The organism is Acidobacteriota bacterium (genome assembly GCA_004299485.1).
In the GTDB taxonomy this organism is placed as follows: Bacteria; Acidobacteriota; Terriglobia; order Terriglobales; family SCQP01; genus SCQP01.
The window spans coordinates 187468-207416 of record SCQP01000014.1 but is presented as its reverse complement, the minus strand read 5'-3'; the positions used below and the strand labels follow the sequence as shown (position 1 = coordinate 207416).

The window sequence follows — 19949 nt, the reverse complement described above, 5'->3', positions numbered from 1 at the left end:
CCCTTACGGATTCGGCGTCACCAGACGCACTGGGATGCCATACGGAGCGTTGCTCACCGTCCCCGTGCTACCACCGTTGGCATTGTTGACACCGCAAGCCGCTCCATCCAGAAAATTGGCCAAAACCCCCGGGCCGCCACTGTTCGTCATGCCCTCGATGAACCAGTTGCTGAACCCAATGATCGTCACCATGCTCTTGCCGGTTCCGACCGCGCAATTGGGACAGCAATCATCCCACACGGCCACCGTCGCCACCTGCGGGCTGGTATCGGTGATGGTGCCGTTGGAGTGCAGGTAAGCGCCCGGTGCCTCCCAGATGTCTGGAAAGCTCCCGACTAGATTGTTAATTCCCTGCGTCGTCGGCCCCACCATGTTGCCGTTCTCGGTGGGGTATGAGTTGCCACAGATGCCCACGTTCGGCGAAATGCCGCAGGTCGTCAGGCTGGATCCGAGCGCGCAGGCGTAGGTCTGCGCGCCGTTGCCAAAGTCCAGCGAATAAAACTGCCCGGGCAGCAGCGCCCCGCTCGGGCTCGTCGGCCGCATGATCAGGGCTGCGCCAATCTGGCTGCGGGCAAAGCTCGTCAGGTTCCCTTGGCTGTCAAGAATTGTCTGATTGGCCAGGCAGGCCGCCACCGGCGCCTGGTTGCTCAGGATCGTGTTGGGCACAAACAGCGGCCGCAAATTGCCCGTACCGCTCGCCCACGGCAACGTTTGCCCGCTCGCCGTCGCCAGCACATCGGCGTGTGTTACTCCGAACACGCGGGCAAAAAACGTCTGGATGCCGTTGCTCCCGGTCCGCGGCACCGTCACCGTGACCATCTGATTGGCGATGTCCACGCTGACGTTGCCGCTGTTGATCTGCACCGGCTGGCCCAGAATCGAATTGGCGTTCGCCAGCGCCACCGCTGTTGTCTGCGCTGCCGCCGGCTGCACCGCCGCCGGATTCAGGAACGTGAACGCCCCCGCCAGCGCTCCCGCATCGGCCGCGTTTTGCGCACTGTTTTTGGCGGCGAACAGCACCCCCACGTCCAGCGCCAGCGCCCCCATCCCGCACACTGCCGTCAACGTCAACGCCACCAGAACCGCCGTCACTCCCTGCTGTGCCCGTCGCATCGCCTTACCCCTTGTCCTTGCCATCAAATTTGGCGGGGTTGATAAACGGCACCGGCATCGCCGGCAGCTTCGGTGCCACCGTGCTCGGCTGCACCAGATGGGCCGTCACCACCACCATCAGTTCGTCGCGGCTGCGGTTGTTGTCGTGGCTGCGGAAAAACGCGCCCAAAATCGGAATGTCACCCAGGCCCGGAATCTTGGCCATGCTCTGGCTCACCCGGTTGTCCATCAGGCCGGCGATCACGAAGCTCTGGCCATCCGATAGCTCCAGCTCGGTTTCCGCCCGGCGCGTGGTAAGCGCCGGAACCCGGAAACCGGAGACAGTCAGTCCGTTGGAAAAATCCAGCGCGCTGACTTCGGGTGCAACCTTGAGGTCAATCGTTCCGTCGCTCAGTACCGTCGGCGTGAAATGCAGATTGACACCAAACGGCTTGAACTCGATGGTGACGCTGTTGACCGCCCCCTGCCCCTGTACCACCGGGAACGGGAATTCACCCCCGGCCAGAAAGCTCGCCTGCTTGCCATCCATCGCCAGCAGGTTCGGTTCGGCTAGAATCTGCAGCAGGCTCTTCTGCTCCAGCGCTTTCAACGTCAACCCGATATCGGCGCTGCGGTTGAACAGAAACACGTTCAGCAGATCGTTCAATCCGAAGGTGCCGCCATTGCCGCCGAGATTCGTCGTGCCTTGCGGAACTTGACCGGAGGGCGGCGCCACCGCTCCCGTCGGCGGTCCGAACTGTTGCGTTCCGACCGAACCCACCATGCCCTTGCCGGTGGAGATCAGGTTTGCGCCCAATTGTGACACCGCGCTGCGGTTGACCTCGGCGAAGCGCACCTGCAGCAGCACCTGCGGCGGGTCGGGCGCCGCATCGATTTTCAGGTCGTTCACCACCTTGCCGGAAAAGCCCGCGGCTACTTCCAGCGCCCGCTGCGCCGTGGCCTTGTCGGGCAACACGCCGCTCAGCACCAGCGCGCCGCCGCTCGCCGTCACTCGCGGCGTGTGCTCCGGAAACAGCCCGGCCAGCACCTGCTGCAGCGGCGCCGGATCCAGCTTCACCCGCAGCGTGTAGGGGTGGACGTGGTGATCCGCATCCCAGAGCAACATCGAAACGTCGCCCGGCGCTTTCCCCTGCACCAGCACCTGGTAGGGCGAAACCACCGTGACCTCGGCGATGGCATTGTCAGCGACCGAAACCTGGGTCAGCGGCTCCCGGCTTTGCACCAGCAGGCTGTGATGCGTCTCCAGCTCCAGGCTCTCCGGCGCGGCCATTCCCGCTGCGGTGTCCGCGACCGCAAGCTTCGCCGCCGGCGGCCCCACGGCGGCAGCCGCCGGACTCGCAACTGTGGCCGCCAGGGCTGGCCCGTGCGCCTCCGGTCGCGGCAACTTGGAGACGCCATGAGCACCTGCGGGCGTCCGTTGCCGGGGGGCGAAGCCCAGCCACAGCCCGACCCGCGGGAGGGCGGCTCCAGCAAAAGGTGGCTGTGCCACCGTCAGCTTGGCAATCGCCACCGGCGCCGGCCCCTGCACTTCCAGCGCCGGCCTCGCCACCACCAACGCCGGATCATGGATCGCCGGCGTCTGTGCGCCTAACATCGCTCCTGGAGCGTTGGCGAGCACCGCTCCCAAACTCACGGCTACCCAGATCGCTGCGTGTCCATGCGGCAGTCTCATCCATTGTGTTGTCATTACTGGCCTCCTCCCCGCACCAGCGGCGGAAATGCCACCTTCTGGTGCTGACCGCCCACGATCACGTTCACCGCCCAGGGCTGCGGCGCCTTTGCCACTCGCGCTTTGGTGCCGGCCGCGCGCGGTCTCCGTCTCTCTAGCCGGGGTGGCTCGCCGTCGAACAGGCTGGCATTCAGCACCGGCGGCGTGGACTGCGCTTTCGCATCCAGTGGATTGCGCAGCGCCAACTGAATGCGGCCATATCCATCCGCCAGCGCCAGCTTCTCCGCTCCTTCCGGCGTCACCAGCAACGTAATCACTGCAACCTGTTCCGGTTTGCCGTCCGGACTTTTTTCCATCTGTTGACCCGCCGTGAGTACCTGCACGTTCGCCAGCAGCGTGACCGTGGTGATCGTGCGCGGATTCTGGTTGACACTGGGATTGCCCGTAAACAGCACGTCCACGTGCGTGCCTGGTACCGCAAAGCCCGCCACCGATACCACGTCGTTCACCTTGACCGATACCGCTCGCATGCCGGGTGGAATCAGTGGTGGCAGCCCCACGCCTGCACCCGGTGCTGCCACCATTTCCCCGACGATGACCTGGTTCGGAACTGCCGCCACGGTCAGCACCTTGCCCTGCAGTTGCACCTCCTGCGCGTACACGTGCGCCGGCAGGACTCCGGCCGGCAGCCGCAGAACCTTCAGGTCGCTGCCTTGGAGTCGCTTGCCCGGCGGCAGCGCCACCGCCGCCGCCACCACGCTCGTGAGGCGCGGCGCCGCCGCGGCGCCCACGCTGCGCCGCAAGAGTTGATAGAGCGCGAGGCTGAGCAGGCCCGCCAGGGCCAGCGCCACCACCGCGATGCCAACAAGCCGTTGCCGTTTCATTAGTAAAAGTTCCTCATGATGGCCACGGCGCCAAGCTGGGCCGTGGTAGGAATGCCGAAGGGCAGTTTGGGGAGGTAATGCAGCGTGTAGGGATCGGTTACTGCCACCCGTGACGCCAGAATGCAGGGATTGCCGATGCCGCACGTCCCGCCGCCGGGCAGCAGCAGTACCGCTTGCTGCACGCTGACGTTGCCGGCGCTCAAGGTGATGCCATTGGCGCTCGCATAGGCCAGCACGCGGTTGACAACATCGCTGGTGCGGCCCAGCTCACCCGGCACCGCCGACAGCCGCGCCCCGGCCCGCGCCGCATTCACCACCACTTCATAGCTGGATAGCATCGCCGCCCCCTCCCCCAGCAGCGCCAGCAGCAGCACTAGGCTGGGCAGCATCACCGCAAATTCGACCAGAGCGTTGCCGCCTTGCCGGTGCGCCGTACGGGAGAACGTGGAGTAAGGACGAAGCATGTCAGTTGGTCTCGTTGCGCATCGTTGCGTCGGCGCTGAGCGTCAGGGTGGGAAGCAGGGAAGCGACCAGGGGAATGGATACCGTGTAGCTGTAGTTCACCGAAACCTTGCTGAAGGTGGTCGCCAGCCCTCCCTCCGGAACCGAGACCGCCTGATTGACGCTGATGTCGCTGCTGCTGAGCGTCACTCCACTGCCGGCGGCAAACTGCTGCACCCGCTGCTGCACCGCCGTCAAGGTTGGCAGCGTCGAGGTGCCCTCGGCCGGCACGGAAGCGTAACGCGCCCCTTCCCGCGCGGCATTCTTCAGCGTTTCCTCCACGTTACCCACCCTTCCCACCGCAAACGTGGCCGCCAGCAGGAACAACACCAGCGGCAGCACCAGCGCAGTCTCCGCCATGGTTTGGCCGCGCTGACGCCTTACAGCCAAAGCAGCGCGCACAGCAGCCCCACCGCCAGCGCCGGCGCCAGCGGCGCCGTCACCGCGCCCGGCGTGTTCACGTTGTGCTCCGGGTGCGGCCGCAGACCGTGCCGCCGCCACTCCCTCACGATGGCCACGACATCCTGGCCCAGAAACAGCAACCGCCCCCGCAGCGCCACTTGCCCTATCGCTCCCAGCGCGGCTGCGATCAGTCCGAATTCGACGCTCCAAAACCATAAGTGCCACCCGAGTAACGCCCCCATGGCGGTCAGCCATTTAACATCGCCGCCGCCCACCGCGCCCACTTGAAACAGAATTGCGCCGAGCGCAAAACCGGCGCCCGCGGCCGCTACGGCGGACCCCAAGTCCCCCGTAAGCGTGTGATAGATCAGTCCCGCACCGAAGGCCAGCACGCACAACGTGCGCGGAATCGTGCGCCAGCGCAGATCCCAGAACGCCGCCGCCGCTCCAGCCCCCAGCACCGCCAACGTCCAGCTATGCATGGGAAATGGACGGGGGCGATTGCCGCCCCCGCTCGTGAGCTACGGAGTGGTGATCAAAGTGGTGATTTTCGTGAACATGCCTTGAATGCCCTGTCCGAGCAAAGTGATCGCGCCAATTGTCACCGCGGCGATTACGCCCAGCATGATTGCGTACTCCGCCATGTCCTGGCCGCTGTTGTCTTGCCAAATGTGAGCTAACAGTTGTGTCATGTATTCTCCTCGCGCCTAGTGGCGTCGAGGCGACCAATGCACGAACGAGACCAAACCCATTCCGCCGCGCCGCCTCGCCCGCGCCCCGTACCGCGCTCGGCAATTCGACCCGCCGCAACCCGTTCTCGCGCTTAGCTTTTCCGCCAGTTGTCTCTCCGCCTGTCGTCCCACGTCCGCAACCGTCTCCTTCGCCCGCCCCCTTGGCCGAAGGCCGCAGAAGCCCAACGCGCCCTGACCAGATCGGGAAGCCATTCCAGGAATGACACGGCGCGATAGGTAAGGGGCTCAGTCTTTAGCCATAGGAACGAACGTTACCCTAAGCGACCAACGGGAGCGACCAGGGTAAAAAGTGGCGAGCCACTCCTACGTCCGCCGGAGTGCTACCATAGCCGAATGGCCCGCCACTTGGTGCGGCTCTTGCTGCTCACCGCCGTATTGATTCTGCTGATCGCGCCTTTGTCGCAGGCGTTTGACCGGCACGACCACTATTCGCCTCGCGATGTGGAAACCAACCTCTGCGTCCTGGTTGTGGTCGCTAGCGCGGGCTTTTGGGCCTTTCGTACCGTGTACCCGCCGCAACTCCGCCGCCGGCTCAGCCGTTCGCTCGAGGCCCCGCGCTTGGCCATAACGCGAACGCTGGGCAGTGTCGTAGCACCCAGTCCACCGCCGAGTCCGCCCGCCCCGCTTCGCGTCTAGCCCTCCGTCTCACTCCTCCTGCGCACGGCCAAATCGCTGTGTGCCTATCCTGCTTTATCTTTTTCTGACTGCGCTAGCAGCAGCCCGAAGGAGGAATTCCATGAGATGGTGGCGAAATTTCTTTTTGGCACTGCTGGCGATCGGTGTTTTACTCGCCTTCGCCGGTTGCGCCCAACAATACGATGCGGATGACCACCCGCAGACATCGTCGGCGCCGGCGCTGCCGCCGGGCGAAGTGCAATTGACCGCAAAGCAGCAGCTCGCCGCCGGACTGCAAACCGCACCCGTTGCGCTTGAAATGCTGCCGCAAGTACTCTCCCTCCCGGCTACCGTCGAAGCGCCGACCGGCGCCAGCGCCCAGGTCGAAGCCCCGGTCGCCGGCTATCTCTGGCCACCGGCCCACGGCCTGCCGCCGCTTGGTTCGCAGGTGCGGCAAAGCCAAAGTCTGGCGGTGGTTCGCGCCTCCTACTCCGGCAGCGAACGCATTCAGATGGGCATCAATCTGCGGACCTCCCGCGCCGCCGTCGCCAGCGCCCGCGAAGCCCTGACCGTCGCCACCGCGCAGGCGCACCGCTCCCAGATTCTCTACCAGCACGGCGCCGCGCCGCTCAAGCAGGTGCAGCAGGACCAGGCTGCCGCTGCTGCCGCTCAGGCGGCGCTGCAAGCAGATCAGGCACAGTACAGCTTGTACCGCCAGGCGCTCGACGGCGGCACGGGACCGTCTCGTTATTCTCTGTTAGCCCCGATTGCCGGTCGCATTACCGCCGTGAATGCCACGCCCGGCGAGCTGGTGCAGCCGGGGCAAACCCTGTTCACCATCGTCAATGAACAGCAGATTTGGGCGGCCGCAGCGGTTCCGGAAGCCGACATTCCCCTGGCCGCAGGAGCCGTGCGTGCCAGCCTCGAGGTTACCGCCTATCCGGACCGCGATTTCCCGCTGCATCGCGTCGCGTCCACCGGCGTCGTCGACCCCGCGACGCACACGCTGACGGTGATCTACGCCACCGCCAATTCCGCGAACCGCCTGCAACCGGGGATGGCAGGGACGCTGACCTTGCAGAGCCGCCGCCAGGCGCCCACCGTCACCGTGCCGCGCACTGCACTGCTGTACGCGCCCGGTGGCGCTGCCGTGTTTGTCGATCTCGGCGGCGGCCGCTACCGCCGTCAGGCAGTCACCGTAGAGTATGAGCGCGGCGCTCTCGCCGCGGTCGCTGCCGGGTTGACCTCCGGCGCGCGCGTCGTCACCCGAGGCGCCGCCTGGCTGGAGAGTGATCTCCGCCGCTCCACCATCGAGGACCTGAACTGATGCTCAACGCCATCATTCGCTGGTCCCTGCGCAATCGCACGCTGGTGCTCGCCCTCGCCGCCGCCCTGCTGGTCTGGGGCGCCTATACGGCGCAGCGCGCGGCCGTGGACGTGCTGCCGCGCTTTGCGCCTCCGCAGGTCGTGGTGCAGACCGAGGCGCGCGGCTTTGCGCCGCCGCAGGTCGAGCAGCAGGTCACCTTTCCGCTCGAGTCGGCGTTACTGGGCCTGCGCGGCATCACCGATGTCCGCTCCTCTTCCATCGCCGGTTTGTCCACCATCACCGTGATCTTTTCCGGCCACACCGTGCTGGCCGTCGACCGCGAGCTGGTGGCGCAGGCGTTGAGTGCCGCGCCGCCCTTGCCCTCCGGCGCCGGACCCGCACGACTCGCGCCGCCTACCAACGCGATTGGCTATGTCTACGAATTTGGCTTTACCGGCCCGGCTTTCCTTTCAGAGGCGGGCCAACTGCGCGCGCGCGATTTTGCCGAGTGGCTCGTCCGGCCGCGCCTGCTCGCCGTGCCCGGCGTCGCCAACGTGACCGTCTACGGCGGCCTGCCCCGCCAATATGCCGTCATCGTGCAGCCCCACCGTCTGCGCCAGTACAGCCTCAACCTGGAGCAGGTCATCGCCGCCGTGCGCCAGGCCAATTCCCAGGGCGCGGGCGGATTTTTCCAGGCGCCCAATCAGGACCTGGTGATTCACGCCAGTGGCCTGGTGACTACCCTGGCGCAGCTCCGCAGCAGCGTCGTCACCGCCCGCCATGGCACCCCCATCACCCTCGGCGACATCGCCAGCGTGCAATACGGCACACCCCCGCCCATCGGCGGAGCTACCATAGACGGGGCCCCAGCGGTCGTGATGCAGGTCTTCGATCAGCCCGGCGCCAGCACCGTCCCCGTCACGCAAGCGGTGCAGCACGCCCTTGCCGGTCTGGCCACCCACCTGCCGGACGGGATTACTTTGCGGCGTGATCTGTTCAGCCAGGCCGATTTTATCGCCGATTCGATCTCCGGCCTGCGTACGGCCATGTGGGAAGGCGGCATCCTGGTCGTGCTCATCCTCTTGCTCTTCCTCCGCAGTTGGCGCGGGGCCGTCATCAGCATCATCGCCATCCCGCTTTCCTTGCTGACCGCCATCCTCATTCTCACCGGTGCCGGGGCCACGCTCAATGCCATGACCCTGGGCGGCCTCGTGCTTGCTTTAGGCGAGGTAGTCGATGACTCGATCATCGACGTCGAAAACATCTCCCGCCGTCTTCGCCACTCCCGCCCCTCGTCCGCCGGGACCGAGGTTGTGTATCATGCCTCCGCCGAAGTGCGCGATTCGGTCGCACACGCTACCTTCTCCGTCGCGCTGGTATTTCTGCCGATCTTTTTCCTGACCGGTCTCGATGGCAAGATCTTCGCGCCGCTCGGCGAAGCCTATATCCTCTCGACGCTCTCCTCGCTCCTCGTCGCCCTCACCGTCACGCCGGTGCTGGCCTACTGGCTGCTGGCTCGATCCGACCTTGCCCAAAAAGAAGATACCGCCTTTGTCCAGGCGTTAAAGCGGGCCTATCGCCGCCTTGTCGGCGCCACTCTCAGGCATCCGCGCGCGCTCGGAATTGCCTCGGCAGTAGGCGCAATTGCGGCGTTGGCGGTGCTGCCCTTCATGGGCGGTGCCTTCATGCCCAATTTCGCACAGGATAACCTCATTGTTCACATGGCCAGTGCCCCGGGCACTTCGCTGCGCGACAACCTGCGCGCCGGCGAAGCCTTTGAGCGCCAGATGCTTCGCCAGCCCGGGGTCATCTCCGTGGCGCAGCGTGATGGCCGCGCCGAGTTGGGCGAAGATACCACCCCGGTGAACTATTCCGAATTCGACGTCCGCTTCCGCGCCGGCAAATCGGTAGCGGGCTTTCAGTATGAAGTGAACGCCGTAACCGCGCAATTTCCCGAGTTCGACTGGTCCGCAGATGATCCCACCTCGGAGCGCATCAACGAAGTGCTGGCGGGCAGCACCTCGGCGTTCACCGCCAAACTGTTCGGCCCGGACGAGGCCGTACTGCAATCCCTGGCAGCCCGGGCCCAGCACCTCATCGCCACCGTCCCCGGCGCCGCAGGCGTTCACGTCGCCCGCCAGGCCGCCGATCGTCAGGTCAGCATTCAATTTGACCGCCGCGCCGCGCTCGTCTACGGCATCTCCAGCCAGACCGTAACCACCGCGGTGCAAACCGCGCTGTTGGGCGCCGCCGTCGGCACCGTCTATCAGGGACCCGAACGCTTTCCGCTCGTGGTCCGGCTGCCGCGCGACGTGCATGGCAGCCTGACTGCCCTGCAAAGGATTCCCGTAGCCGCGCCCGCCGCTCCCGGCGGCGTGAGTTTCGTTCCGCTCTCCACCGTCGCGCGCCTCTCGATCGTTCCCGGCTTGGCGATCATCAATCACGAGAATGGCATGCGCACGGTGGCCGTGCAGGCCGATCTCACCGGCACCAGCGTGGTCGCGGTCATCCGCCGCCACCTTGCCGCCCTGCGGCTGCCGCCGGGTTATTACCTCACGCTCTCCGGACAGTTTCAAGGCCGCGCCGCCGCGCTCCGCCGCCTGTTGGGTATCGGAGGCTTGGCGCTGGCAGGCATCCTGTTTCTGCTGTATTACGCCTTCCGTTCCTGGCGTGACTCCTGGCTGGTGATCGTCAGCATTCCCCTTGCGTTCATAGGCGGCATCGTCGCGGTAGCCCTGAGCGCTACTCCGGTCTCTGTCGCTACGCTCATCGGTTTCATTGCCCTGTTTGGCATAGCGCTGCGCAACGGCATCATGCTGGTCACACACTTCCGCCATCTTCAGCACAGTGAAGGGGAGACCTTCGGTGCTGCGATGATCCTGCGCGGCGCCGGCGAACGCCTGGTTCCGATTCTGATGACCGCCCTCGCCTATGGCCTTGCCCTGGTTCCCATTGTGCTCGCCGGTGGCCGCGCCGGCGCCGCCTTGGCCCAGCCCATGGCCGTCGTCATCCTCGGCGGCCTTGTCACCTCGACGCTGCTCAACCTCCTCGTCCTCCCCACCCTCTACCTCCGCTTCGCCCGCCCCGCCTCTCCGCCACCGCTGCCCGCCTGACGGCTGCACGCTACCACCGTCGCGGCCGCCCGGGACCCTGTGCCCCGAGCCGAACCACCGCTCAATGATCTCTCGGGGCAACAGTTGCCGCCGCCGGCTAGTTTCCGGACTCTAATGAGTGAGAACCAAACCAAGGTGAGGAGATTGACTCACAATATGGTCGGCCCAGGCGGACGCGCCGTTGGTTCCCACCGGGAAGCCATACAAGGTCGCGACCTGGATGGCGGAGTAGGTCTGGAAGACCACCGCCGCAGGCCGAAAAGATGCCTCCGCAGGACGATGCCAGCGGCCCAGTAACTGCGCCTCTGCGGGCAGGGTTCGCTCGCTGCCTGGCAGCTTCTGGTGCTGCAGGTTCTTCATGGGAGCCGCCGCAGGCCGTTACGCACAATCTTTCCCGCCGCAAGATCCACCGCGACCACGTCCTGCAACTTCGGGACTCCTCCAGCGGCTGTGTGAAAGCTCACGGTTAGAGATTTTGCATCCGTCACAATTGCCCAATAGCCACAATCCACGATGGGGCGCGCAAGCTGGTGGCAGCGAACCCGCCGCTGCCGGCGACGATATCCGGATGCGGGTCGGCAAACAGGCGCCGGACAGTGCATCGGCATTCTGGAACTGGGCGGTGGATTCCGGCAGGCCGATCTGGAGACTTACTTTCAAGGCCTCGGCCTGGCCGTGCCGGCAGTGACGGTGGTGGGCGTAGACGGGGCGTCGAAGAAGCCAACCGGCAATCCCGACAGTGCCGATGGGGAAGTGGCGCTGGATATTGAGGTCGCGGGGGCAGCCGCACCGGCGGCGGCATTGGCCGTGTATTTTGGGCCGAATACCGATCAAGGGTTTCTCGATGGCCTGACTACAGCGATTCACGACACGCACAACCAGCCCGCGGTCATCTCCATCAGTTGGGGATCGGCGGAATCCATCTGGACCGCTCAGGCGCTGGCGGCTTTTGACAGCGCCTGCCAGGATGCGGCCGCCATGGGCATCACCGTCTGCGTCGCCTCCGGCGATGGCGGCTCAACCGACGGCGTAAACGACGGCCGGCCGCACGCCGATTTTCCCGCCTCCAGCCCCTACGTCCTGGGCTGCGGCGGTACCAGACTCCAGAGCGTTGCGGGCGCCATCACCCAGGAAACCGCCTGGGATGATCTTCCCGTGGGTGGGGCGACGGGCGGCGGAGTCAGTACACATTTTCCGCTGCCAAGCTGGCAGCAGAAAGCAGGTGTGCCGGCAGGGCCGGGAGGCGCGCCGGGGCGCGGCGTGCCTGATGTGGCAGCGGATGCCGCGCCCGAAACCGGTTACCAGGTGCTCGTCGACGGCCACGCCGGTGCCATCGGCGGTACCAGCGCGGTGGCGCCCTTGTGGGCGGCGCTGCTTGCCCGCCTCAATCAGTGGTTCGGCCAGCCCACGGGATTTATCAATCCGTTGCTCTACAGCAAATTGCCCGTGGATATACTGAACGACATCACACAGGGTAGCAACGGCCAGTACCACGCGGGACCAGGCTGGGACCCTTGCACCGGTCTGGGCTCACCGAACGGCGCCGGCCTCGCCGCGCTCGAACCGGCGGAACCTCCCGCCGCCTCTTCCCCTGCCCGTCACGAAGTCATAAAGCGCCAGCACAAAAATGGCTCCTCAGGTAGGACTCGAACCTACAACCCTCCGGTTAACAGCCGGATGCTCTGCCATTGAGCTACTGAGGAGTGCCCGGGCCGGTATGCCGTCCCGTCTTTCGTTTATAGCACAGAACTCCGTGCCTTCGGACCTGACCCCCGGCCCCTGTGCTAATGCACCAGCCGTTCCAGCACCGCGTGCGCCGCCAGCAGCGTCGTCGGCTGCAGGGCGCACCAGAGTACCGCCGCTGCCACCGCGTAGCCGATCCAGAGCCGCTGCGGCCTCGGCGCCGCCGGTGCGCTTTCGAACGCCAGCAGCCGCGCAATGCGCTCGGATAGCTCCTGCCCGCTCCCGTACTCCAGCGTCGAAACCAGCGGCGCCAGATGCCCGCAGGTCTGGCCGTTGCCGTTCAGTTTGGCGACGGCCACGAGCGCCGAGGCCAGCGTCAGCGAGCGCTGCGCATCGCCCGCCACGGCGCGATCATCAGCTGCCCATTCCGCCATGCGCGCCCAGGCCTGCGTCAGCCTCCGCGCCTGCGCGCCGGCCACCGGCGTTGCCGCCAGCAGCAGCCGCTTCAGATTGTCGTGCGCGGTGCGGTGCGCCTGTTCGTGGCCCAGGCCAAGGGCGAGTTGCTCGCTGCTGAGACAGCGGTGCGCAGCCTGCGAAACCATCAGCACCGGACGCCAGACCCCGGACACCGCCATCGACGGGCCCAAGCCCTGCAGCACCCGTACCCGCTGACCCTGAATCTCGCAGAGTTCACCGCGGCGGCGCGCCCGGCGCCCATACCGCAAAGAACTCATTCCTGCGCGCACGCCGCGCAGCAGCACGCAGCCCAATCCCGCTGCGCCGGCCAGCGCCAGCAGCAGGCAAAGGGGGCTGACCAATTCGGAGTGACCCGAGCGTGGCTCCAGCCACATGTAGCTCGGCAGGCACAAGACTACGCTCGCCAGTCCCGCCGCGACCAGTGGAAGCAGGCGCAGCGTGAACGCCATATTCCCGGCGCGCCCGGGGGCTGCCTGCCAGCGCCGGAGCCGCCGCAGTACCACCGGCGCGGCCACGCTCGCCGCCTCCGCCCCTGCCGCATAGGCCACGGCCCCTGCCGCCAGCATTATCAGCAGCAAGCGCGTCCAGTAGGGCAACAGCAAACCGTGCACTCCGCTCATTCAGCGCTCCTCGCGGTCAACTGCCGCTGTTTCTCGCGGATCTGCCGGTTCAACTCCTCCAGCAGCTCGGCATCGTAGGCTTCTACCGCTTCCAGCAGACACGACAGAACCGCAGTCCGCTCCGGCACGCTGCCGCCAAAAAACCCTGCCAGAAACTCGCCTGCCTGCCGCCGCAGCCATTGCGCGTGGCTGACGCGCGCCGAATACACAAAGGCACGCTGATGCTTCCGCCGTTCCAGCAATCCTTTTTTGTAGAGCCGGTCGAGAGTGGTCATCACGGTCGTGTACGCCAATGCCTGCGGCAGCCGCTCCACCATCTGGCGAACGTTGCAGTCGCCCTTCTGCCACACCCGTTCCATGACCTCGCTTTCCAGCGGCCCCAGCGCGCCCGGCGGGAACTGGTTCACACTCATCTTGCCGCCATTCTACAACGTTCGTGACTCCACGCGGAGGCCGGGCTGGGCTAGCGGGGCCCCCAGCCCGGCCGAGCGTCAAGCGGGTGGTGTGGCGCAGCCACGCCAGGCCCCGCGCCAGTCAAAGTCGCCGAGCTTTCCGCATGGCTATGCACGCTGCGCAGATACCAGGCCCGCAGCGCTTCGTAATGCGGCACCGGAAGATGCACCGCCGGCCAGCGCGCCACGCCCCGCGCCGACAGGCTCGCCCCGAACAGCAGCAGTAGCGCACCCACATACCCCCAGATCAACAGCGTCACTCCCAGCGTCAGGCTGGCATACACCCGGCTGAAATCGAACCAGGGCATCACCACCGGAAAGACGTAGCGAAATACCTCCGCCAGCAGCCCGGTGTAGAGCGCCGCGGGAAACACCTGCGCCGCCTGCACCTTGCCGTTCGGCAGCTTCCAGTAAATGAGGAAAAACACCAGCACCGCCGCCGGTACGGAAAAGATCACCAGAAAAAATTGTGTGATTAACCCGAGCACGCCCGTCCACGTCGCCGGTAAAACAAGTTCTGCCAGCGCCGTCCCCAAGCTGGCCAGCACGATGCTGGCATACGCAATCACGCCGCACGCCACTACCAGAAAAAACGCCACCAGCATGTTGCCGATATAGCCGCGGTTTTTCTTGATCCCCCAAATGCTGTTCAGCGCCACCTCCAGCGGCAGAAACACGCCGCTGCTACTGACCGCCAGCATCACCAGCGAAAAAATCTGCACACTCTCCCGGTCCGCCAACCGGATGGCGTCCACGAACAACTGATGCTGCCCTACGGGCAGGGAGGTGGCCAGGAGTCCGGCAATCACCATCTGCTGCGTCGCCAGCCCCGGCAAAAAATGCCGCGCCGTCCACAGCATCAGGAACAGAAAGGGCAGGGAAGCCAGCAGCGTATTCGCCGCCACCGAATAGGCATACGTATGCGCCTCCGTCGTGGTCAGCAGCCGGGCGCTCGGCCCAATGACGCGCGCGGTTTCGCGCAGCAGGTGCCAGTGCTCGCGGGTGCGGCGCCGCAACCGCGCCCAGTCAACGCTCATGCGGTGCGCTCCCACACGTAGGCGTCAAACTCGTTCAGATCCACAAACCCCACCCGCCGGTACAGCGCCAGGGCTCCCGCGTTTTCTCCAGTTACGGTTAACGTCACCGCCCGCAGTCGCTGCCGCCGCAGGCTGCCGAGCGCCCGCTCCAGCAGCGCCCGTCCCAGCCCGTGCCCCTGCCGTTCCGGCAGCACGCAAATCTGGGTGATGTGCGCCACGTCGGGTTTGACGCGCGACGCCAGGATCATCCCCTCCAGCGCCCCCCGCCGCAGCGAGCGCGCGATAAACGAGGCCGACGCATCGAACTGGCCGCAGCCCGGATAATGCGCGATGTTGTGCATGAAGCGGATGGCGCCAGCAAAGTTCCGGTACTGGTCGTTGATGCGGCTGTCCACATGCTCGCGGTAAGCATGCTGAATCAGCCGCGCCGCTTCCTCGTAACTGGCGCCACCCCAGGGCTCCAGCCGCATGTCCTGCAGGTGCGTTGTTCCTTCAGCCCCGTTGGCCGGCTCGCCGCCGCCTAATCCCAGCTCCAGAAACACCCGCCGGAAACTGGCGAAGCCGTGCGCGGCAAAACACTCTCCCAGCTTCTGCGGCGCAAACGCCATAAGCTGTGCCTCGATGCGCTCCACCCCCGGCGTCGCCGTCAGCGTCGCGATCATCTGTTCCAGCAGCACATGCTCGCCGTCGAGCGTGCCGTTGCGGTGTTCGGGCGCCACAAACAAATTCCCGATCATTCCCTTGCGCGCCTCATGCACAAAAAAGCCGTAGCCCAGCGGCGCCGTCCGGCCGAAGCCGCGCTCGGCGAGCACGTAGCCGGGCAGGATGCGCGCGTCCACATACTGGCGTATGAGATCGGCCGAGGGCTGGTAATCCCAATCCAGCAGCCGGTCCCATTCGGCAGATTCGGCCTGCAGCAGCCCGTCGAGCTGCGTGCCGCGAAACTGCCGCAAATCAAGAACATCCGCCATGCCACCATGGTAGCCTGATTGCACAATGCGCCTGGCAACCAAAGCCGTCCATTCCGGCGAGCCCGACACCGTCGCGGGCGCGCATCCCGTCAGCGCCCCCATTCACACCAGTGCAACCTTCTATTACGATCACACCGCCGAGCTCGACGCCGTGGCCGGGGGCGCCGAAGGCTACATGTACGGCCGCTACCGCAATCCCACCAACGTCGCCCTGGAAGCGGCCGTGGCCGCCCTCGAAGGCGCCGACGGGGCGTTGAGCTTTGCCTCCGGCATGGCCGCGCTGCACGCCGCCATCCTCGCCTCGGGCGTCACCGCGAAAGACGTCATCGTCTGCGCCCAGGAGATCTACGGCGGTACCATCGGTCTGCTGATGAACGCCTTCGCGCCGCTCGGCATCGAAATCCGCTTTGCCGATTTCAACAACCCGCAAGCGGTGGACACGGCGCTTTCCGGCCCCGGCGTTCGCCTCGTCATTGTCGAGTCCCTCTCGAACCCGTTGCTGCGCGTCGTTGATCTCACCGTCCTTGCCGAAAAAGCCCACGCCGCCGGCGCCAGGCTGTTGGTCGACGCTACCTTCACCAGCCCGGTGCTCCTCCAGGCGCTCGCGCTCGGCGCCGACTACTCGGTTCACAGCGCCACCAAGTATATGTCCGGCCACGGCGACGCCATGGGCGGCGTGGTCGCCGCCGCCGCCGGCGACCTGGCGACCCTCGATGGCATCCGCAAGCTGGTCGGTGGCATTCTCGGGCCCTTCGCCGCCTGGACCATCCTGCGCGGCCTCAAAACCCTCCCCCTCCGCATGGAGCGCCAATGCGCCAATGCCGCCCGCGTCGCCGAATTCCTGCGCGCCCATCCCGCCGTCGAGCGCGTCAACTATCCCGGCTTCGCCGACCATCCCGACCACGCCACCGCCGCCCGCCAGTTCGGCGGCTACTTTGGCGCCATGGTGTCGTTTGAAGTCAAAGGCGCCGACCGTGCGGCGATTCTCCGCCTCATGGACCGCTTCCATCTCTGCCTCCCCTGCACCAGCCTCGGCGACGTGCAGACGCTGGTGCTCTATCCGGTGCTTTCTTCGCACCGCGACATGGCCCCCAAGCAGCGCGAGCGTGTCGGCATCCGCGACAACCTCCTTCGCCTCAGCGTCGGCATCGAAGACCCCGCCGACATCATTGAAGATCTCAACCAGGCCCTGCGCGCGTAGCGGCTACAGCCTCTCGCGGAGTACATCAGCCGGATTGGCATGGGCGGCGGTCCGCGCCGGCAGCAGCAGCGCCAACACCGCGATGGCGACAAACAGGCCTGCATAGCCGGCCACCACGCCCGCATTCGCCGCACCCACTCCGAACAGCAGCGACCCGGCAAACCGGCCGGCGGCGATGGCCGCCGCGATTCCCACCGCAAGTCCACCCAGCACCGGCCACAATCCATCGCGCAGCACCGACGCGAAGATTCTGCCGCGTGTCGCCCCCAGAGCGATCCGGATGCCCATCTCGCGCCAGCGTTGACGCAGGGTGAACGCCGCCACCCCGTAAAGACCGATCGCGGCCAGCAGGGTTGCCAGTGCCGAGAGCAATCCCAGCAGGATCGCGCCCATCCGCGCTTCCCACAACGACTGCGCCACCGCAACGGCTCCGGTCTGCAAGTGCGACACGGCCAGTTCCGGGTTCACGGCCGCCACAGCCTGCTGCAGTTCCGGCAATAACGCCGCCGGGTCCCCGGTCGTGCGCGCCGTCAGCCCGAGGGCGGTCGCCGGCTCCTGCGCCAGGGGCAGGTACGCCAGCGCGACCGGGCCTTCGCTGAGCGAGGTATAGGCGCTATTCTGCGCCACACCGATCACCGTCGTCGGTTCGCTCTCGTCGTGAAAAATGACCCGTTTGCCAATCGGGTTTTGTCCCGGCCAGGCGATGTTGGCCATCGTCTGGTTCACGATCATCACGCGCGGCGCCGCGGCGGTATCGCTGGTCTGAATATCGCGCCCGGCGAGCAGCCGGGTGCCCATCGCCCCAAAAAACGACGCCGGAGAAACCGATTCAATGTTGACCACGCGCATTCCCCGGCCGGACTCCGGCGCCTGCCCGAACAATTGGTAGCCGCGCGCCCCATCGCCCGGCGCCATCGGCGCTCCCGAAGCCAGCGTGGCGGAGGCAACTCCAGGAAGCTGGCGCACCCGCTGCAGCAGGGTTCGGTCCAGCGTCAGCAGCCGCTGCGCCGCCGCGGGCGTCGCAATATTGAAGCCGCCGGCGCCGGCGTCAAATTGCAGACTGGCCACGTGCGCCGCATCAAACCCGGGCGCCGCGTGTTGCAAATGCCGCAGGCTGGCGATAAATAGTCCGGCCAAAATCAGGGCCGCGATCGAAAACGCGGCCTCGCCCGCCAGCAGCCAACTCCGCAACGACGAGCGGTGTCCACCAGCTGCGGCCATTCCCCGCAGTACCTGCGCCGGCTCCACGCGCGCGCCCAGCAGCGCTGGCGCCAGTCCGGCCGCGATCGTCGTGAGCAACGCCAGGCCGAGGACAAACCACAGCGCGGCGCTGCCCAGTCCCAGATGAAACACGGTCCGTTGCACGGCGGGCGGACGGTAGGTCCAGAGCACCTGCTGCGTGATCGCCGCCACGCCCAGCGCCGCCGCGCCCGCGCAGAGGCTGAGCAGCAGCGATTCGGCGAACAACTGGCGCAGCAAACGCGCCGGGCTCGCCCCCAGCGCCTTGCGCACCGCCATCTCGTGCCGGCGCACATGCGCTCGGGCGAGCAGCAGGTGGGAAACATTCGCGCAGGCGATCAGCAGCACCATACCCACCACCGTCAGCACCACCGTAAAGGCGAGGGAGTATACCGGCCGCTGATTCGGGTCAATGCCGGTTTGCAGCAGCGGCAGGGTTGTGGCCGTCAGCAGCCGGTCCGTTTTTGGATACTGGCGCGCCAGCCGCTCACCCTCCAAACGCACCGCCGTCTCGGCCTGGGCCTGGGTCACGCCCGGCCGGAGGCGGCCCACCACGCTGAAAAACTGCGCGTTGCGGGCCATAAAGTAAGTCCCTAAAGCACCGGTGAGCAGCACCCGGTGCATGCTCATGGGCGCCCACAGATCGGGCGCCTGCAGGGTTCCCGTGCCGCCAAACCCCGCCGGAGCGACACCCAGGACCATGAACGGCACGCCGTTCAGGCGAACCGACGTACCGACAATTCCGCGATTGCCCCTGAAATGACGCTCGAAGAAATCCTGACTCAGCACCGCCAGCGCTCCCGTGCCCTCGATGCGCGTCTGCTGCGAGTGAAACACGTTGCCCAGGGCGGCGCGCACGCCCAGCACGTCAAAATAGCTGCCCGTAACCACGTCGGCGGTCACCTGCACCGCCTGTCCGCGGAGGCCGAGCACGACCGGCTCCTGGCGCAGCGCGTAGGCGCCGCTGAATACCTGCTTCTCGCCGGCATAGTCTAAAAAATCCAGGTGGGATACCGGCATGAACCCAGTCCCGGGCACCGTGGGTGCGAGATTGTAAACGGCCGCAAGGCGGTCCGGTTGGAGTACCGGCATCGGGTGCTCCATGACCGCGCGCCAAACGTTGAAGATGGCCGTATTGGCGCCGATCGCCAGCGCCAGCGAGAGCACCGCCGCCAGGCTCAGCCACGGCCGCTGCCGCAAGGTGCGCCAGGCGCTCCCGAGATCAGTCCCAAGCCCGTGCATGGCCCGATTCTACCCGCAACCGTCTCCCGCGTAGCGCCCGCATTTTCGGTTACAATGAAACTCTGCGCAAGGGCGATTAGCTCAGTTGGTTAGAGCGTCTGCCTTACAAGCAGAAGGTCCACGGTTCGAGCCCGTGATCGCCCACGCCCCACGAAGTGGGGCGCCCTGCGAAGCGCACCGCGCGAAGCAGGGTGAGCGAGCCACGTGGCTCCGGTCCGTGTACCGCCCGTCGTTGCTGCAAGCGCGGGGACGTAGTTCAGTTGGTTAGAACGCCGGCCTGTCACGTCGGAGGTCGCGGGTTCGAGCCCCGTCGTCCCCGCCATTTCTCGCGCGCTAGCGCGCGAGAAATGTCCTGCGTAGCTCCCCAATCTCTGCTTCTCTCCGCCAAAAGCGTCGCACCTGCTGGTAGCCCCACTCGCCCAGTCGTCTCAGCGAAGCAGGACCCCACACGTTCGGTCCGCAACCCGGGATTCGCAGCCCAACCGCGCGCACACAGGGACCCCTTGTGCGTGTTCGGCGCCGTGCAGTTGTCGTCTCAGGCCGCCGATGACGGCAGCCTGGAGGAGCATCGAGCGCCACCGGGCAGACCCTGTCAAAAATCGCAGGCCGCACTCCAAGCGACCGACGAGAGCGACTAAGGGAAAAGTGGCGAGTCACCGGTGCGCGCGGCCA

Annotated in this window: 17 protein-coding genes and 3 tRNA genes; 6 read left to right on the top strand and 14 right to left on the bottom strand. The window is 66.3% G+C overall.

The window, feature by feature from the left end; translation table 11 throughout:
- Positions 1-3: 3 nt before the first annotated feature.
- From EPN33_09825 to EPN33_09795, 7 genes are read right to left on the bottom strand one after another with little or no spacing between them, the layout of a single operon-like run.
- The gene (locus tag EPN33_09825; protein ID TAN21943.1) at positions 4-1137 is read right to left on the bottom strand and encodes a hypothetical protein; all 1134 of its coding nucleotides are present in this window, start codon (positions 1135-1137) and stop codon (positions 4-6) included.
- The gene (locus tag EPN33_09820) at positions 1118-2800 is read right to left on the bottom strand and encodes a type II and III secretion system protein family protein (GenBank protein ID TAN21942.1); all 1683 of its coding nucleotides are present in this window, start codon (positions 2798-2800) and stop codon (positions 1118-1120) included. The genes EPN33_09825 and EPN33_09820 overlap by 20 nt, the downstream gene beginning before the upstream one ends.
- Positions 2800-3666, bottom strand: coding sequence for a Flp pilus assembly protein CpaB (gene cpaB, locus EPN33_09815; protein TAN21941.1), 867 nt, complete (start codon positions 3664-3666; stop codon positions 2800-2802). Before cpaB ends, EPN33_09820 begins: the two co-directional genes overlap by 1 nt.
- Entirely contained in the window at positions 3666-4130 is a 465-nt protein-coding gene (locus EPN33_09810; GenBank protein ID TAN21940.1) for a hypothetical protein, read from the bottom strand. The genes cpaB and EPN33_09810 overlap by 1 nt, the downstream gene beginning before the upstream one ends.
- Position 4131: 1 nt before the next feature.
- Positions 4132-4824, bottom strand: coding sequence for a hypothetical protein (locus EPN33_09805; GenBank protein TAN21939.1), 693 nt, complete (start codon positions 4822-4824; stop codon positions 4132-4134).
- Positions 4548-5051, bottom strand: coding sequence for a prepilin peptidase (locus EPN33_09800; GenBank protein TAN21938.1), 504 nt, complete (start codon positions 5049-5051; stop codon positions 4548-4550). Before EPN33_09800 ends, EPN33_09805 begins: the two co-directional genes overlap by 277 nt.
- Before the next feature lie 39 nt (positions 5052-5090).
- Complete coding sequence (locus tag EPN33_09795) at positions 5091-5261, bottom strand: Flp family type IVb pilin (GenBank protein ID TAN21937.1); 171 nt, start codon at positions 5259-5261, stop codon at positions 5091-5093.
- A gap of 393 nt (positions 5262-5654) precedes the next feature.
- On the opposite strand from EPN33_09795, the gene EPN33_09790 reads away from it, so the two are divergent.
- From EPN33_09790 to EPN33_09780, 3 genes are all read left to right on the top strand, one after another.
- On the top strand, positions 5655-5957 hold the full coding sequence (locus EPN33_09790) for a hypothetical protein (GenBank protein ID TAN21936.1): 303 nt from the start codon (positions 5655-5657) through the stop codon (positions 5955-5957).
- Between the two features lie 100 nt (positions 5958-6057).
- Complete coding sequence (locus EPN33_09785) at positions 6058-7263, top strand: efflux RND transporter periplasmic adaptor subunit (GenBank protein TAN21935.1); 1206 nt, start codon at positions 6058-6060, stop codon at positions 7261-7263.
- Positions 7263-10355 (top strand): efflux RND transporter permease subunit, encoded by a 3093-nt coding sequence (locus EPN33_09780; GenBank protein ID TAN21934.1) that lies wholly within the window; start codon positions 7263-7265, stop codon positions 10353-10355. The genes EPN33_09785 and EPN33_09780 overlap by 1 nt, the downstream gene beginning before the upstream one ends.
- A 111-nt stretch (positions 10356-10466) precedes the next feature.
- On the opposite strand, the gene EPN33_09775 is transcribed toward EPN33_09780, so the two are convergent.
- The 6 genes from EPN33_09775 to EPN33_09750 form a co-directional block, all read right to left on the bottom strand.
- A complete protein-coding gene (locus tag EPN33_09775; protein TAN21933.1) occupies positions 10467-10715 on the bottom strand; it encodes a hypothetical protein in 249 nt (82 codons plus the stop codon).
- A 1268-nt stretch (positions 10716-11983) separates the two neighbouring features.
- Positions 11984-12058 (bottom strand) — tRNA-Asn (locus tag EPN33_09770).
- Positions 12059-12139: 81 nt separating this feature from the next.
- Complete coding sequence (locus EPN33_09765) at positions 12140-13135, bottom strand: hypothetical protein (protein ID TAN21932.1); 996 nt, start codon at positions 13133-13135, stop codon at positions 12140-12142.
- Positions 13132-13548 carry a BlaI/MecI/CopY family transcriptional regulator gene (locus tag EPN33_09760; GenBank protein ID TAN21931.1) on the bottom strand — a complete coding sequence of 139 codons (417 nt, stop codon included), beginning with the start codon at positions 13546-13548 and terminating at the stop codon, positions 13132-13134. The genes EPN33_09765 and EPN33_09760 overlap by 4 nt, the downstream gene beginning before the upstream one ends.
- 50 nt (positions 13549-13598) lie before the next feature.
- The gene (locus EPN33_09755; GenBank protein ID TAN21930.1) at positions 13599-14624 is read right to left on the bottom strand and encodes a YihY/virulence factor BrkB family protein; all 1026 of its coding nucleotides are present in this window, start codon (positions 14622-14624) and stop codon (positions 13599-13601) included.
- Complete coding sequence (locus EPN33_09750) at positions 14621-15595, bottom strand: N-acetyltransferase (protein TAN21929.1); 975 nt, start codon at positions 15593-15595, stop codon at positions 14621-14623. Before EPN33_09750 ends, EPN33_09755 begins: the two co-directional genes overlap by 4 nt.
- A 25-nt stretch (positions 15596-15620) precedes the next feature.
- Here EPN33_09750 and EPN33_09745 point away from each other — a divergent pair, with 25 nt between their 5' ends.
- Positions 15621-16796: a PLP-dependent transferase gene (locus EPN33_09745; protein TAN21928.1), complete on the top strand. Its 1176-nt coding sequence runs from the start codon at positions 15621-15623 to the stop codon at positions 16794-16796.
- A gap of 3 nt (positions 16797-16799) precedes the next feature.
- Here EPN33_09745 and EPN33_09740 read toward each other — a convergent pair whose 3' ends face one another.
- On the bottom strand, positions 16800-19277 hold the full coding sequence (locus EPN33_09740; protein ID TAN21927.1) for an FtsX-like permease family protein: 2478 nt from the start codon (positions 19275-19277) through the stop codon (positions 16800-16802).
- Positions 19278-19347: 70 nt separating this feature from the next.
- On the opposite strand from EPN33_09740, the gene EPN33_09735 reads away from it, so the two are divergent.
- Together EPN33_09735 and EPN33_09730 are read left to right on the top strand one after the other, a co-directional pair.
- Positions 19348-19421: transfer RNA gene (locus EPN33_09735), tRNA-Val, on the top strand.
- Positions 19422-19522: 101 nt separating this feature from the next.
- Positions 19523-19599 (top strand) — tRNA-Asp (locus EPN33_09730).
- Positions 19600-19949: the final 350 nt, after the last annotated feature.

Bases quoted from the DNA above. Each gene is read 5' to 3' on its own strand.
- EPN33_09765 (TAN21932.1), bottom strand. From the start codon at position 13,135: ATGAGCGGAGTGCACGGTTTGCTGTTGCCCTACTGGACGCGCTTGCTG.
- EPN33_09775 (TAN21933.1), bottom strand. From the start codon at position 10,715: ATGAAGAACCTGCAGCACCAGAAGCTGCCAGGCAGCGAGCGAACCCTG.
- EPN33_09785 (TAN21935.1), top strand. From the start codon at position 6,058: ATGAGATGGTGGCGAAATTTCTTTTTGGCACTGCTGGCGATCGGTGTT.
- EPN33_09825 (TAN21943.1), bottom strand. From the start codon at position 1,137: ATGGCAAGGACAAGGGGTAAGGCGATGCGACGGGCACAGCAGGGAGTG.
- EPN33_09820 (TAN21942.1), bottom strand. From the start codon at position 2,800: ATGACAACACAATGGATGAGACTGCCGCATGGACACGCAGCGATCTGG.
- EPN33_09750 (TAN21929.1), bottom strand. From the start codon at position 15,595: ATGGCGGATGTTCTTGATTTGCGGCAGTTTCGCGGCACGCAGCTCGAC.
- EPN33_09760 (TAN21931.1), bottom strand. From the start codon at position 13,548: ATGAGTGTGAACCAGTTCCCGCCGGGCGCGCTGGGGCCGCTGGAAAGC.
- EPN33_09780 (TAN21934.1), top strand. From the start codon at position 7,263: ATGCTCAACGCCATCATTCGCTGGTCCCTGCGCAATCGCACGCTGGTG.
- EPN33_09805 (TAN21939.1), bottom strand. From the start codon at position 4,824: ATGGCTGACCGCCATGGGGGCGTTACTCGGGTGGCACTTATGGTTTTG.
- EPN33_09810 (TAN21940.1), bottom strand. From the start codon at position 4,130: ATGCTTCGTCCTTACTCCACGTTCTCCCGTACGGCGCACCGGCAAGGC.
- EPN33_09795 (TAN21937.1), bottom strand. From the start codon at position 5,261: ATGACACAACTGTTAGCTCACATTTGGCAAGACAACAGCGGCCAGGAC.
- EPN33_09790 (TAN21936.1), top strand. From the start codon at position 5,655: ATGGCCCGCCACTTGGTGCGGCTCTTGCTGCTCACCGCCGTATTGATT.
- EPN33_09800 (TAN21938.1), bottom strand. From the start codon at position 5,051: ATGCATAGCTGGACGTTGGCGGTGCTGGGGGCTGGAGCGGCGGCGGCG.
- cpaB (TAN21941.1), bottom strand. From the start codon at position 3,666: ATGAAACGGCAACGGCTTGTTGGCATCGCGGTGGTGGCGCTGGCCCTG.
- EPN33_09755 (TAN21930.1), bottom strand. From the start codon at position 14,624: ATGAGCGTTGACTGGGCGCGGTTGCGGCGCCGCACCCGCGAGCACTGG.
- EPN33_09745 (TAN21928.1), top strand. From the start codon at position 15,621: ATGCGCCTGGCAACCAAAGCCGTCCATTCCGGCGAGCCCGACACCGTC.
- EPN33_09740 (TAN21927.1), bottom strand. From the start codon at position 19,277: ATGCACGGGCTTGGGACTGATCTCGGGAGCGCCTGGCGCACCTTGCGG.